At 70.5% G+C, this 13,659-nt stretch carries 11 protein-coding genes; 2 read left to right on the forward strand and 9 right to left on the reverse strand.

The genetic code is table 11. The annotated features are described in order from the left end of the window. Positions 1 to 18: 18 nt before the first annotated feature. The 6 genes from ACFQGL_RS15950 to ACFQGL_RS15975 are packed head-to-tail and all read right to left on the reverse strand — an operon-like array spanning position 19 to position 5,065. Entirely contained in the window at positions 19 to 762 is a 744-nt protein-coding gene (locus tag ACFQGL_RS15950) for a copper homeostasis protein CutC (RefSeq protein WP_377512265.1), read from the reverse strand. Further along, positions 759 to 1,829 carry an asparaginase gene (locus ACFQGL_RS15955; RefSeq protein ID WP_377512269.1) on the reverse strand — a complete coding sequence of 357 codons (1,071 nt, stop codon included), beginning with the start codon at positions 1,827 to 1,829 and terminating at the stop codon, positions 759 to 761. The genes ACFQGL_RS15950 and ACFQGL_RS15955 overlap by 4 nt, the downstream gene beginning before the upstream one ends. Beyond that, positions 1,826 to 2,695, reverse strand: coding sequence for an amino acid ABC transporter permease (locus ACFQGL_RS15960; protein WP_377512272.1), 870 nt, complete (start codon positions 2,693 to 2,695; stop codon positions 1,826 to 1,828). The genes ACFQGL_RS15955 and ACFQGL_RS15960 overlap by 4 nt, the downstream gene beginning before the upstream one ends. After that, positions 2,692 to 3,336: an amino acid ABC transporter permease gene (locus tag ACFQGL_RS15965; RefSeq protein ID WP_377512274.1), complete on the reverse strand. Its 645-nt coding sequence runs from the start codon at positions 3,334 to 3,336 to the stop codon at positions 2,692 to 2,694. Before ACFQGL_RS15965 ends, ACFQGL_RS15960 begins: the two co-directional genes overlap by 4 nt. A gap of 16 nt (positions 3,337 to 3,352) precedes the next feature. After that, on the reverse strand, positions 3,353 to 4,318 hold the full coding sequence (locus ACFQGL_RS15970) for a glutamate ABC transporter substrate-binding protein (RefSeq protein WP_377512277.1): 966 nt from the start codon (positions 4,316 to 4,318) through the stop codon (positions 3,353 to 3,355). A gap of 18 nt (positions 4,319 to 4,336) precedes the next feature. Continuing rightward, a complete protein-coding gene (locus tag ACFQGL_RS15975; protein WP_377512540.1) occupies positions 4,337 to 5,065 on the reverse strand; it encodes an amino acid ABC transporter ATP-binding protein in 729 nt (242 codons plus the stop codon). Positions 5,066 to 5,225: 160 nt separating this feature from the next. Between ACFQGL_RS15975 and ACFQGL_RS15980 the strand changes: the two genes are divergently transcribed. Further along, the gene (locus tag ACFQGL_RS15980; RefSeq protein WP_377512280.1) at positions 5,226 to 6,407 is read left to right on the forward strand and encodes an ROK family transcriptional regulator; all 1,182 of its coding nucleotides are present in this window, start codon (positions 5,226 to 5,228) and stop codon (positions 6,405 to 6,407) included. Between the two features lie 9 nt (positions 6,408 to 6,416). Here the strand turns inward: ACFQGL_RS15980 and ACFQGL_RS15985 are convergent, their stop codons facing one another. After that, the gene (locus tag ACFQGL_RS15985) at positions 6,417 to 10,043 is read right to left on the reverse strand and encodes an NB-ARC domain-containing protein (protein WP_377512283.1); all 3,627 of its coding nucleotides are present in this window, start codon (positions 10,041 to 10,043) and stop codon (positions 6,417 to 6,419) included. Next, positions 10,040 to 10,462 (reverse strand): hypothetical protein, encoded by a 423-nt coding sequence (locus tag ACFQGL_RS15990; RefSeq protein WP_377512286.1) that lies wholly within the window; start codon positions 10,460 to 10,462, stop codon positions 10,040 to 10,042. The genes ACFQGL_RS15985 and ACFQGL_RS15990 overlap by 4 nt, the downstream gene beginning before the upstream one ends. A 383-nt stretch (positions 10,463 to 10,845) precedes the next feature. Between ACFQGL_RS15990 and ACFQGL_RS15995 the strand changes: the two genes are divergently transcribed. After that, on the forward strand, positions 10,846 to 11,637 hold the full coding sequence (locus ACFQGL_RS15995) for a DUF3152 domain-containing protein (protein WP_377512289.1): 792 nt from the start codon (positions 10,846 to 10,848) through the stop codon (positions 11,635 to 11,637). A 151-nt stretch (positions 11,638 to 11,788) separates the two neighbouring features. Here ACFQGL_RS15995 and ilvD read toward each other — a convergent pair whose 3' ends face one another. After that, positions 11,789 to 13,636 carry a dihydroxy-acid dehydratase gene (gene ilvD, locus ACFQGL_RS16000; RefSeq protein ID WP_377512292.1) on the reverse strand — a complete coding sequence of 616 codons (1,848 nt, stop codon included), beginning with the start codon at positions 13,634 to 13,636 and terminating at the stop codon, positions 11,789 to 11,791. Positions 13,637 to 13,659: the final 23 nt, after the last annotated feature.

Here is a 13,659-nt window from a genome sequence, read left to right on the forward strand (position 1 = left end):
AGGCTCGGGCGGCGCGGGTCAGGGGCGCGCTGCGGCCAGCACCTGGCCGACCAGGGTGCCGGAGGTGCCGGAGCGCTCGTACTCGGGCCGGTTCAGGGTGCCGCCCATCAGCGGCCTCGGGTTGCGGTGTACGGCCGGGCTGTCCGAGCTGACCAGGGCCGCGAAGTGGTACTCGTCGGCACCGGTCGCCTCGACGATCCGGGCGATGTTGCGCGGGGTGATGCCGCCGCCGGGCATGATGACGATCCGTCCGGCGGCCCGGCGGACCAGGTCGGCGATGAGCGGGGCGCCCTCCAGCACGCTGACCTCCTGGCCCGAGGTGAGCACGCGGTGCACGCCCAGCTCGACCAGTTGCTCCAGGGCCGCGTACGGCTCGCGGACCATGTCGAACGCGCGGTGGAAGGTGATGCTGGCGTCACCGGCGGCGGCGATCAGTCGCCGGGTGGTCGGCACGTCGACGTCACCCTCGGCGGTCAGCGCGCCGATCACGATGCCGTGCGCCCCGGCCGCCACCGCCGCACGTACGTCCCGCTCCATCGCCTCGACCTCCAGCGGCGAGTAGATGAAGTCGCCTGCCCGCGCTCGGATGATCACGTGCACCCGGATCCGGGTGACGACGCGCAGGGTCGTCTCGATGGCGCCCAGGCTGGGGGTCAGACCGCCGTCGAAGAGCGCGGAGCACAGCTCCACGCGGTCGGCGCCGGCCTCCTCGGCGGCGAGCGCGCCCTCGACGCTGTCGATGCAGATCTCGAATGTGGTCATGACACTTCCTTTTCGATACGAGACGGTGCCGAGGTACGAGACGGTGCCGAGGTACGAGACGGTGCTGAGGTACGAGACGGTGCCGAGGTGCTGTCGACGAGGGCGGTGATGGTGCCGACCGGTTCGCCGCCGCCGAGTACCGGCACTCGGCGCAGCGCGTCGGCCCCGTCGACCGGCACACCCACGGCCTCCAGGGCGGCGAGTGCGATGGCGGTGGTGGCGCGGGGCGCGCCGTCGATCACCTTGACCGCCACGGCGTGCCCGTCCGGCGCGGCCACCGCCAGTACGCCCTCCGCCCCGCCCTTCGCGAGTACGCCGGGCAGAGCCCGCATGAGGTCGGTGTTCGGGTGCCCGTGCCAGCCGCCCACGTACTCCGGATGGTGGCGCATGGCCTGCGCGACCAGCGCCTCGTCGCTCCCGGCGGGCGCGGAGACCAACGCCTGGAACGTGCGGGCCAGGCCGGTCAGCGGCAGGCCGAACAGCGGTGCGCCGCAGCCGTCGACCGCCTGGTGTGCGATCGGCGTACCGGCCAGCCGGGCGATGGTCGCGGCGGTCTCCCGCTGTAGCGGATGCTCGGGGTCGAGGTAGTCGTGCGTGCTCCAGGACCGGGCGACGCAGGCGACCAGCATGGCGGCGTGCTTGCCGGAGCAGTTCATCCGGATCCGCTCGCGCTGCCCGCCGGCGCGGATCAGCCGGTCCCGGGTCGGCTCGTCCTCCGGCCAGTCCTGCGGGCAGCCCAGCGCGTCCTCGGTCAGGCCGACGCCGGTCAGCATCGCCCGGACCACCTCGACGTGCCGGTCGTCGCCGGTGTGGCTGCCGGCGGCGAGGGCCAGTGCCGGCCCGGTCAGCGAGTCGACGCCGTCCGGCCCGGCGGTCGCCGCGATCCGGCAGGCCAACGCCTGCACCGGCTTGAGGGTGGAGCGGGGGAGCACCGGCTCGTCGGGGACACCGGCGGCGAGGGCGACCGCGCCGTCCGGGTCGAGCACCACGACGCTGCCGTAGTGCCGGCTCTCGACGAAGCCGTTGCGGACGACCCGGGCCAGTTCGGCGTAGCGGGGGACGGTCACCGGTTCAGGTTCCCTTCGACGAGCGGTGGAGGCAGCTCCGCGGTCCGCCGTCCGCGACGGCCGATCCGGCGGCCGTCGCGAGCCTGGAGTACGCGGGCCAACTTCGACAGCGAGGCGTTGACCGCGAGGTAGATCAGGGCCACCACCAGGAACGTCTGGATCAACAGATGGGTGTACGAGGCGAGCACCTGACCGCTGTAGAGCAGCTCGGTGTAGCTGACCACGAAGCCCAGCGAGGTGTCCTTGAGCAGCCCGACCAGTTGGCTGACCAGGGATGGAGTGAGCTGGCGGAGCGCCTGCGGCAGGACCACCAGCGCCATGACCTGCCCGCGGCGCAGCCCGACGGCGAGGCCGGCCTCGGTCTGCCCCGGGTCCAGGGCCAGGATGCCGGCCCGGAAGATCTCCGCGAACGCCGCCGAGTTGGAGACCACCAGCGGCACCACGAGCTTCCAGAACAGCGGGAAGTTCAGCCCGTACTGCGGCAGCGCGAACAGCGTCACGTAGATCAGCAGCAGGGTGGGCACGGTCCGGAAGATCTCCACGTACGCGCCGGCCACCCAGCGCAGCGGTCGGCGCGCGGACAGCCGGCCGAGCGCCAGGAGCAACCCGAGCGCCGCGCTGAGCACGGCGGTCGCGGCGGCGGCGCGCACCGTCGCCCAGAGTCCGGTGAGCAGGTACCGCCAGATCGGCCAGGTGGTGAACGGCTGCCAGCGCTCGGCGGCCAACTCGCCGTGGCTGGCGAACTGGTGCGCCGCGGCGACGGCGGCCCCGGCCAGGACGACGGCGCCCAGCACGGTCGCGATGCGGATCCGCCTGCGGGCACGCGGGCCTGGTTCGTCGAAGAGGATCTGTTGGGTCTGGTTCATCGGACGATCGCCAGCCTTCGTTCGAGCAGGCCGGTGACCTGACCGATGATCAACGCCAGCAGCATGTAGGCCAGGCCCGCGCCGGTGAAGACGGCGATCGGTTGGGCCTCGAGGAGGTTCACGTTGTTGGCGGCCTGGGTCAGCTCGACCACCCCGACGGCGGCGGCCAGCGACGTGTTCATCAGCAGCGCGATACAGATGTTGCCGATCGGCTGGATCACCGCCCGCAGTCCCTGCGGCAGGATCACGTGCCGCAGGGACTGGCCGAACGTGAGCCCGATGGCGCGGGCGGCCTCGGCCTGACCGACGCCGACCGTGTTGATCCCGGCCCGGATCGCCTCGGCCAGGTACGCCCCCTCGTAGGCGGCGATGACGATGGCGGCGGAGGTGAACAGCGGGAACGAGATGCCGATGGTCGGCAGCGCGAAGACGAAGAGCACCAGCAGCGCCAGCAGCGGCAGGTTCTGGAGCACCTCGACGTACGCCGTGCCGATGGCGCGCAGCAACGCGACGGGGGCGATCCGCAAAGTGGCCACGACGATGCCGAGCAGCATCGCCCCGACCGTGGTCACGACGGTCAGTTCGACCGTCGTGACCAGGCCGTGGCCGAGTTCGCTCAGGTGGGCGGTGAGGGCGTCCATCGGCGTGTGGGGCTGCTCAGGAGCCGTCGGCGGAACCGAGGGCGGGCGGAGTGGGTGCTCCACCCTCCACCACCGAGCCGAGCGTGCCCTCCCAGACCTTCGCCCAGGTGCCGTCGGCCTGGATCTTCTTCAGCCAGTTGTTGACGAACTCCTTGAACTGCGCGTCCTCGCGGTTCAGGCCGATGCCGTACGCCTCGGTGGTGAACGGCTCACCGACCACCTTCATCCCCGGGTTCGCCTTGGCACCCGAGGCGAGCAGCGTGAAGTCCTGCACGTACGCGTCGCCACGCTTCTGCAGCAGTGCCTGTAGCGCCTGCGGGTCGGTGCCGAAGGCGACCTGCTTCGAGCCCGGTGCGGCGCTGGGCAGCGCGGTGACCGCCGGGGTGTTCGCCCCGACGATGACGGTCTTGCCGGCGAGGTCCTTGACGCTCTTGATCGAGGTGTCGTCCTTGCGGACCCCGACCGCCAGGCCGGAGGTCAGGTACGGCCCGGCGAACGCGACCTGGGTGGCCCGCTGCGGGGTGATCGTGTACGTCTGGAAGACCGCGTCCACCGACTTGGCCTGGAGCATGGCCTCCCGGGTCTGCGTACCGATGGTCGTCGTCTTCACCTCGGGCTTGCCGATGATGTACTTGGCCAGCAGCTTCGCCATGTCGGCGTCGAAGCCCTCGATGGTGCCGCTGACCGGGTTCTGCTGGGACAGCAGTGGCGCGTCCAGGGAACCGCCGACGGTCAGGTGGCCGCGCTTGCGGATCGCGTCCATCGTGGAGCCGGCCGGGATGTCCGCGTCGGTGGCCACCGGGGCGGCGTCGTACACCGACTGGGCGATCACGCCGTCGCTGCCCGTGCCGGAGTTGCCGGGCAGCGCGGGTGCGGTGCCGTCGCCGCCGCCGCAGCCGGCCGCGGCGAGAGCGACGGCCAGAGCCGTGACGGTCAGCGTCGCCGCGCGTCGCCGGGTGAAGCTCGTGTGCATCAGTGACATGCCACCCTCCCGTGGGGGCTAGTGCTGGAGGATCTTGGACAGGAAGTCGCGTGCCCGCTCGGTCTGCGGGTTGGCGAAGAAGTCGTCGGGGGCGCCGGACTCGACAATCCGGCCGTCGTCCATGAAGACGACCCGGTCGGCGGCGCGGCGGGCGAAGCCCATCTCGTGGGTGACCACGATCATGGTCATCCCCTCGGCGGCGAGCGAGACCATCACGTCGAGCACCTCGTTGACCATCTCCGGGTCGAGGGCCGAGGTCGGTTCGTCGAAGAGCAGCACCTTCGGCCGCATGGCCAGTGCCCGTGCGATCGCCGCCCGCTGCTGCTGCCCGCCGGATAGTTGGGCCGGGTGGTGGTGCGCCTTGTCGGCGATGCCGACGCGCTCCAGCAGGGCGTACGCCCGCTCCTTGGCCTCGGCCCGGGGGATTCGGCGGACCTTGGTGGGGCCGAGGGTGACGTTCTCCAGCACCGTCTTGTGGCCGAAGAGGTTGAAGGACTGGAAGACCATGCCGACGTCGGCGCGCAATTTGGCGAGTGCGCGTCCCTCGGCGGGCAGTGGCTCGCCGTCGATCTCGACGCTGCCCTGCCCGATGGTCTCGAGGCGGTTCAGGCAGCGGCACAGGGTGGACTTGCCGGATCCGGACGGGCCCACCACGACGACGACCTCGCCGGCGGCGACCGTCAGATCGACGTCCTTGAGCACGTGCAGCGGACCGAACCATTTGTGCAGGCCACGGACCGACACCATCGGCCGGTCCGGCCCCGTCGTCGGTGCCACCACACTCACCTACTTCCTTCGATCATAAAACTAAGTTGGCTTCATATCGAACTAACAGCGCCATCTAAAGGCAGGCAGCAAATGAAGTCAACGGGTTGCTGAAACAAACTGTGGGTGCTAAGAACCTGACGTGACGATTGACGACGCACCGCGCGACGCCCTGCGGGGCGGCCCCCGGGAGCTGCTGCGGTGGGTGGCCACCGGTGCGGCCGTCAGTCGTGCCGACCTGTCCCGCCTCTCCGGGCTGTCCCCTTCGACGGTCTCCCAACGGGTGGAGGCGCTGATCAGTCAGGGGTTGCTGGAGGAGGCCGGCGCCGGACGGTCCCGGGGTGGTCGACGGCCGCGCCAACTCGCCGTACCCACCGGTGGTGCCGTGGTCGGCGCCATCGACCTGGGCGCGCACCACGCGCGCGTCGGCACACTCGACCTCTCCGGCCGGGTGGTCCAGGCCCGCACGCGACCAGTGCGCATCGAGGACGGTCCGGAGGCGGTGCTCGCCGACCTGCTGGGCGAAGTCGCCGCGTTGGCGGTCGTACCCAATGGACCGACGCCGTCGGACGCTCCCGCGGCCGGCGCGCTACGGGGCATCGGCATCGGCATCCCCGGCCCGGTGCAGCACGCAACCGGGCGGATCGTCAGCCCCTCCCGGATGCCCGGCTGGAACGGCTTCGACGTCGCCGCCTTCTGCGCCGACCGGGTCGAGGTGCCGGTCATCGTCGACAACGACGCCAACCTGATGGCGCTCGGCGCGCACCGCACGACGCACCCCGACCTGGAGCATGCCGTCTACATCAAGGCCGGCACCGGGATCGGTTCCGGAGTGATCTCCGACGGTCGGCTGCACCGGGGAGCACAGGGATCGGCCGGGGACATCAGCCACTGCCGGGTGGTCGCCGACCCCGCGCCGCCGTGCAGTTGCGGCAACGCCGGATGCCTGGAGGCGGTGGCCAGCGGCGCGGCCCTCGTCACCGCGCTCCGCGAGCAGGGCGTACCGGTCGACGACCTGACCGGCGTTATCCGCCTGATCGACGACGGCGACCGGCACGCCACCGCGCTCGCCCGGCAGGCCGGCCGAGCCATCGGCGAGATCCTGGCCGTCGTGGTCAACTTCTTCAACCCGCAGGTGGTAGCGATCGGCGGCCGGCTCGCCGACTGCGAACCACTGCTGGCCAGCATGCGGGCGACCCTCTACGAGCGGTGCCTGCCGCTGGCCACCCAGACCCTGCTCATCGAGCGCGTCACCACCGGCCAGGACGTCGGCATCACCGGCGCGGCCCACCTGGTCATCGACCACGTCGTCGCGGTCAACTGACCCCCTCGTTCAGGCGGGGTCGGTGAGAAGGTCGAACCCATAGACCGCGTGGGCACCCGCGCAATAGACAGTGCGGTTGTCCGCTCCCACGATGATGTGATCAGGTGAAGCGCCTATCCGGATCGTGGCGACAATGCCACCGTCTCGCGCTCCGCAGACCCGCACCGTCCGGTCTGGTCCGCCGCTGGCCAGCCAGGACCCGTCGGGAGCCACTGCCAACGTCATCACCGCTTCGGTGTGGCCGGTGAGGGTGTGTCGGATCTTGCCGGTCGCGGGGTCCCAGATCCGTACCGTGCGATCGTCGCCGCCGCTGGCCAGCCAGGACCCGTCCGGCGCAACGACCAATGCCCTCACCCAATGGGTGTGGCCGGTCAGGGTGCGCCGGATCTTGCCGGTCGCCGGGTCCCAGATCCGCACCGGCAGGTCGTGTCCTGCGCTGGCCAGCCAGGACCCGTCCGGTGCCACGACCAGCGCGCTCACCCCGCTGGTGTGGCCGGTGAGAGTGTGCCGGATGCTGCCGGTGTCGGGGTCCCAGATCCGTACCGTCTCATCATCGCTGCTGCTGGCCAGCCAGGACCCGTCCGGTGCCACCGCCAACGCGTGCACCGCCTTGGTGTGGCCCGTGAGGGTGTGCCGGACGCCGCCGGTGCCGGGGTCCCAGATCCGCGCCTTCCCGTCGTTGCTGCTGCTGGCCAACCAGGACCCGTCCGGTGCCACCGCCAACGCACGCACACAGCCGGTGTGGCCGGTGATGGTGTGCCGGGTCCGGCCGGTGGTGGGGTTCCAGATCCGTAGCGTCCCTTCGTTGCTGCCGCTGGCCAGCCAGGACCCGTCGGGCGCCACCGCCAAGGCGTGCACCCCGTCGGGCTCGGCGATGAGGGTGCGCCGGGTGCGGCCGGTGGTGGGATCCCAGATCCGTACCGTCCCGTCGTCGCTGCTGCTGGCCAACCAGGACTCGTCCGGGGCCACGGCCAGCGCGCTGACCCATTCGGTGTGGCTGCTGCGGGTGTGCCGGGTGCGGCCGGTTGTCGGTTCCCAGATCCGTACGGTCCGGTCGCCGCTGCTGGCCAGCCAGGACCCGTCCGGTGCCACGACCAACGCGGTCACCATGCTGGTGTGGCCGGTGAGGACGTCCCGGGTTTGGCCGTTTTCGACGTCCCAGATCCGTACCGTCCCGCCGAGGCCGCCGCTGGCGAGCCAGGAACTGTCCGGTGCCACGACCAGGGCGTGCACCGAGCTGGTGTGGCCGATGAGGGTGTGCCGGATGCTGCCGGTGGCCGTCTCCCAGATCCGCACGGTCCGGTCGCTACTGCCGCTGGCCAGCCAGGACCCGTCCGGTGCGACCGCCAACGCATTCACCGTGTCGGTGTGGCCGGTGAAAGTGTGGCGGATGCTGCCGGTGGTGGGGTCCCAGATCCACACCGTCCGGTCGCCGCTGCTGGCCAGCCAGGACCCGTCTGGTGCCACCGCCAAAGCGTGCACCGGACCGGAGTGGCCAGTGAGGGTGTGCCGGATGCTGCCGGTGGCCGTCTCCCAGATCCGCACCGTGCGATCGTCGCCGCCGCTGCTGGCGAGCCAGGACCCGTCCGGTGCCACCACCAACGCCATCACCCAATGGGTGTGGCCGACGAGGGTGTGCCGGGTGCGGCCGGTTGTCGCGTCCCAGATTCGTACGCTCCGGTCGGTGCTGCCGCTGGCCAGCCAGGACCCGTCTGGTGCGACCACCAGCGCAGCCACCGCGCTGGTGGGGCTGGTGAGGGTGTGCCGGGTGCGGCCGGTTGTCGGTTCCCAGATTCGTACGCTCCGGTCGCCGCTGCTGGCCAGCCAGGACCCATCCGGTGCCACGACCAGCGAGGCAATCACGCTGGCGTGGCCGATGAGGGTGTGCCGGGTGCGGCCGGTTGTCGGCTCCCAGATTCGTACGGTCCGGTCGCCGCTGCTGCTGGCCAGCCAGGACCCGTCTGGTGCCATCACCAAAGCCCTGACCTCATCGGTGTGGTCGGTCAGGATGCGCTGGAGTGCACGGTGGGGAAGATCGTGTGGTGGCCATCGAGCGGCCAGTCGCGGCCGCGAAAGGGTGGGGACGTAGGTCGCCAGGAGTGGCGCGAAATCGGCTTCGTCGCCGAGCCGGCTGGCCAGTATGTTGCCGAGCGCTTCGGGCGGCTCGATTGGGGTCAAGAGGTGACTGTTCTGCCTGATGGCTTTGGCGAGCAGATCCGCAGTGCCGGTGTTGACGCGCGACAGGTCGGCCTCGACGCCGGCGGGGCCGTACCGCTGCAGGCAGGCGGTGACCCATCGCAGGTCAGTGACGGCCGCGGCGAGTTCGTCGTGTCGGCCGGCGCCTTGGAGGTGTTCGGCCAGATGCGCGAAGAGGTAGTCCTCGGCGGCCGGTAGCGTCCACCAGGCCGTGACCGGGCTTGTCGCAGGTGTGGTCAGCGACGCGGCGGCTTCCACGAGCAGGTTGTGCAGCCGAGTCCGCTGACCGTCGTCGGTGGCGTTGCGGAGCAGGTAGGACCGGATGATGTCGTGCAGCCGGACGGTGCCCTTTTCTGCCTGGTAATTCAGCAGCAGCGACATCCCGGCCAGGATCCCGCATACCCGCCGGGTGCCGCGCGGCGTCAGGCCGCCGGTCTGGGCCCACAGCAGGTTGAGCGCCGACAGCGGTATGTCGACGTCCTCGCCGAAGATCGCCAACTCGATGAACCGGTCGCTGATCGTTGGATCGAGCAGGTCCAGGCCGGCACGGACGGTCGCCTCCACGGCGCGGCCGCTACGGGCAACGTCGTCGAAGTCGAAGCTGGCCGGGCCTTCCTCCACGAGCCGATCCGCAATGTCCCGCAAGGCCCAGGCCACCGAGGCGTCGTAGTCCTCGACGTGGCGGACCACAGTCCGGTTCGCGATGCTGAGCAACACCGGCCACCGGCCGGTCGCCGACAGGATCCGTGTGACCAGATCGGCCGGTGGATCGCGAAGATCACGGGTCAACAGCGTTCCCGCCTGCGCGATGGACATCTGGTCGACCCACACGCTGGACCGCGCCGGCACCAGACCGCGCTGTCGGGTCGTGACCAGCCGGCGACACCGGATCCCACCCTGGCAGAACGGATCCAACTGTTCGGCCCGCCAGACGTCGTCGACCACCAGGAGAATCCGGTCTGGCTGACTGTCCAATACGGCACCCAGACGATGCCCCGCCTGCAGCGGATCGGTGAACCCGCTCCGGGCGCCGGTGAGATGCTCGATCAGGTTGTTGACCCGCCCGGCCAACTCCGCGCCACTGGACTGCTCACCAACGGTGACCCAGAGCAGGCCGCCCGGGAATCGGTCGCGCACCTGGCGCTGGTGGCACAACCAAGCGGCCAGGGTGGTCTTCCCGAACCCGCCGGTGCCGTGGACACCGGCCACCGCTACCGGGCCGTCCGTCTCCCCCGTCACCAGTTCCAGCAACGGCTCAGTCAACTCCGGCCGGGCGACCATGCCTGCCGCCTGCAGCGGTGCCATCCAGGGCCGGTTCGGCACCCGAGGCCCACTGCTGTCCAGGATGACGTTGATCGTCCCGCCCGGGGCGTTGAACTGGTGCGCGCCGTCACGTGCCTCGAACCGATGGCCCCCGGCCCGGTCAGCGGACTCGCTCACGACGCGGGTCGCTCCCCGGGGTGGTTGGTGACCGTGATCGAGCCACCCGGAGCGTTGTACTGTGTCGCGTTGTCGGTGGCGATGAACGTGTTCACCCATTTGCTCTCAGACGCTGGCAGCCGCTGGCGAAGGTCCGCCGCCCAGACCCGCACCTCCTCACCGAGCTCTGGATGCTCTTCCACCAGATCAGCCAGCCGTTGCTGCCATACGCGGGCCAACCGCTGCCGAACCTCGACCTGCTGCTCGGCCGGTGCCGCGGCGATCTCCGCAGCGGTCTGGTCCGTCCAGACTTCGGCCAGGTCAGCCCGCCGCTGCCCGGCCCGTCCGAACAACCCGGTCACCCCGGTCCGCGCCGATTGCCAGGCGTCGGTGGCAACCGCACCGGCCAGCGCCGACCCGCCTGCTGCTACCGCCGACACGATCCAACCCTCAAGCACAGCGACCCCCCTCCGACGTACAGCAGGTCCGCGACCCACCGTAGCCACTCGGCGCATAGGGCGGAATCAGCCGTCCCATCGACCCCGGTACAAGCGAAAACCGGGTCCGGGGCAGCTTGGTGCGACCGCTCGCTGCTCGCCGATGACCGCGATCGACAGAGGTTGCTTACGGAGAGTGATGGCACTGGGAGCGCGTTGTGCCTGGTCGGCGGTTCGGAGATCTCGGGCACCGGCCGCCCTTCCTTATGGGTCCCTTACGCGCAGTCACGTAGGTTTTTCGCGTACACGAACCCGTGATCGTCTCTGGAGGTCCCCACGTGCAGATCAACGGACGGCTGCTCCTGCCGATTTCGTTGGTGTTGGTCATGGCGTCAACCGCTTGCGGGATGGCGACCCCGCCCTCCGGGCAGGCCGGTGCCGTGGTGACGATCGCGCCGGGGGCCGAGGGCGACGCCCCCACTGGGCCGGCTCCCGCCGACACCCCGACCTCCACCCCGACTCCCGAGATCCCGACCGACGCGGTTGTCCCCACCAAGGCCGCCGGCACCTTCGCCACCGCCACCGGCCGCGGTCGGGTCATCGGTGCCGGCAAGAAGCGGGTGCGCTACCGGGTCTCGGTCGAGAAGGGGATCGTCTGGGGTGACATCCCCAGCTGGACGCCGAACGAATTCGCCGAGAGCATCGAGCAGGTGTTGGCGGCGCCGAACGGGTGGGCCAGTTCGGCGGAGCACCCGGTCACCAACGCGCCGGTGAACCTGACCAAGGCGTCGTGGTCGTTCCAGCGGGTCGACACCTCGAAGGTCGACGTCGACGTCCGGCTCGCGACGCCGAGGACGGTGGACCGGCTCTGCGGTGCGAGCGGGGTCGACACCGAAGGGGTCTACTCCTGCCGGTACGGCAAGACCATCATGATCAATCTACGGCGATGGCTGCAGGGCGCACCCGGCTACCCGGTCAGCATCGAGGACTACCACGCCGGTGTGATCAACCATGAGTTCGGCCACTTCCTCGGCTTCGCCCACATGAAGTGCGGCGGTCCCGGCAAGCCCGGCCCGGTCATGATGACCCAGACGATCGACCTGGATGGGTGCGTGCCCAACATCAGCCCGTTCACCAGGAGCGGCCAGTTCATCAGCGGCCCCTGGGCACCGTCCTGACCCGACGATCCCCCGACCGGGCCCGCGTTTGGGGCGTTGATCGACACGACATCGTTGATGTCGTGTCGATCAAGCCGGGGACACGCACGCCACTGCGCGCAGCGTATTAGACGGTCGCCACGCGGGGAACACGATTCGGTCAGTCCCTCGCCTACTCCGGGACGCGGCGGTAGGCGCCGTCGCTGGCCGAGGTGGCCATCGACGCGTACGCCCGCAGCGCCGCCGAGACCGGCCGCTGCCGGTCGGTCGGGGTGTACGGCTTGTCGCGCTTCTCCTCGGCCACCCGTCGCGCCTCCAACTCGTCGGACGGCACGTTCAGCTCGATGGACCGGGCCGGGATGTCGATGACGATCTCGTCGCCGTCCCGCACCAGGGCGATCAGCCCGCCGGAGGCCGCCTCGGGGGAGGCGTGACCGATGGAGAGCCCGGAGGTGCCACCGGAGAAGCGGCCGTCGGTGAGCAGCGCGCAGGATCGGCCCAGCCCGCGACCCTTGAGGAACGAGGTGGGATAGAGCATCTCCTGCATGCCGGGGCCGCCCTTCGGGCCCTCGTACCGGATCACCACCACGTCCCCGGCGACGATCTGCTTGGCGAGGATCGCCGTCACCGCGTCGTCCTGCGACTCGTAGACCTTCGCCGGGCCGCGGAAGGTCAGGCACTCCTCGGGCACGCCGGCGGTCTTCACCACGCAGCCGTCCGGGGCCAGGTTGCCGAACAGGATGGCCAGCCCGCCGTCGGCGGAGTAGGCGTGCTCGCGGTCCCGGATGCAGCCCTCGGCCGCGTCGGTGTCCAGCGACGACCAGCGGTTGGTGGTGGAGAACGGCTCGGTGGTGCGTACCCCGCCCGGCGCGGCGTGGAACAACTCCACCGCCGTCGGCGTCGGCGAGCCACCGCGCACGTCCCAGTCGGTCAGCCACTGCGCCAGCGAGGGGGAGTGCACGGCGTGCACGTCCCGGTTGAGCTGCCCGGCCCGGTCCAGTTCGCCGAGGATCGCCGGGATGCCGCCGGCCCGGTGCACGTCCTCCATGTGGAAGAGCGGCGAGTTCGGTGCGACCTTGGCCAGGCAGGGCACCCGGCGGGAGATGGCGTCGATGTCGGCGACGCCGAAGTCCAGCTCGGCCTCGCGGGCGGCGGCGAGCAGGTGCAGAACGGTGTTGGTGGACCCGCCCATGGCCACGTCCAGGGCCACCGCGTTCTCGAACGCGGCCTTGGAGGCGACGGTACGGGGAAGCACCGAGTCGTCGTCACCCTCGTACCAGCGCTTGGCGATGTCCACGACGGTGCGGCCAGCCTCGACGAAGAGCGACCGGCGCGCGGCGTGGGTGGCCAGCGTCGAACCGTTGCCGGGCAGCGCCAGCCCGATCGCCTCGGTGAGGCAGTTCATCGAGTTGGCGGTGAACATCCCGGAGCAGGAGCCGCAGGTGGGGCAGGCGGAGCGCTCGATCTCACCGAGCTGGTCGTCGCTGACTGCCTCGTTGGACGAGGCGATCATCGCGTCGATCAGGTCGATCTTGCTGTGCACGACCCCCTCGATCGCCATCGTCTTGCCGGCCTCCATCGGGCCGCCCGAGACGAAGACGGTCGGAATGTTGAGCCGCAGCGCGGCCAGCAGCATGCCCGGGGTGATCTTGTCGCAGTTCGAGATGCAGACCAGGGCGTCGGCGCAGTGCGCGTTGACCATGTATTCCACCGCGTCGGCGATCAGCTCCCGGCTGGGCAGCGAGTAGAGCATGCCGCCGTGGCCCATCGCGATGCCGTCGTCGACGGCGATCGTGTTGAACTCGCGCCCCACCCCGCCGGCCTCGGCCACCGCGTCGGCCACCAGGCCGCCCATGTCCTTGAGGTGTACGTGACCTGGGACGAACTGGGTGAAACTGTTGGCGATGGCGACGATCGGCTTGCCGAAATCGTCGTCGGTCATCCCGGTGGCCCGCCAGAGGGCCCGGGCGCCGGCCATCATCCGACCGTGGGTGGAGGTCTTCGACCGCAGCTCAGGCATGCGTACCAGCATGACACCGTTAC

Source organism: Micromonospora vulcania, from assembly GCF_042658605.1.
In the GTDB taxonomy this organism is placed as follows: Bacteria; Actinomycetota; Actinomycetes; order Mycobacteriales; family Micromonosporaceae; genus Micromonospora; species Micromonospora vulcania.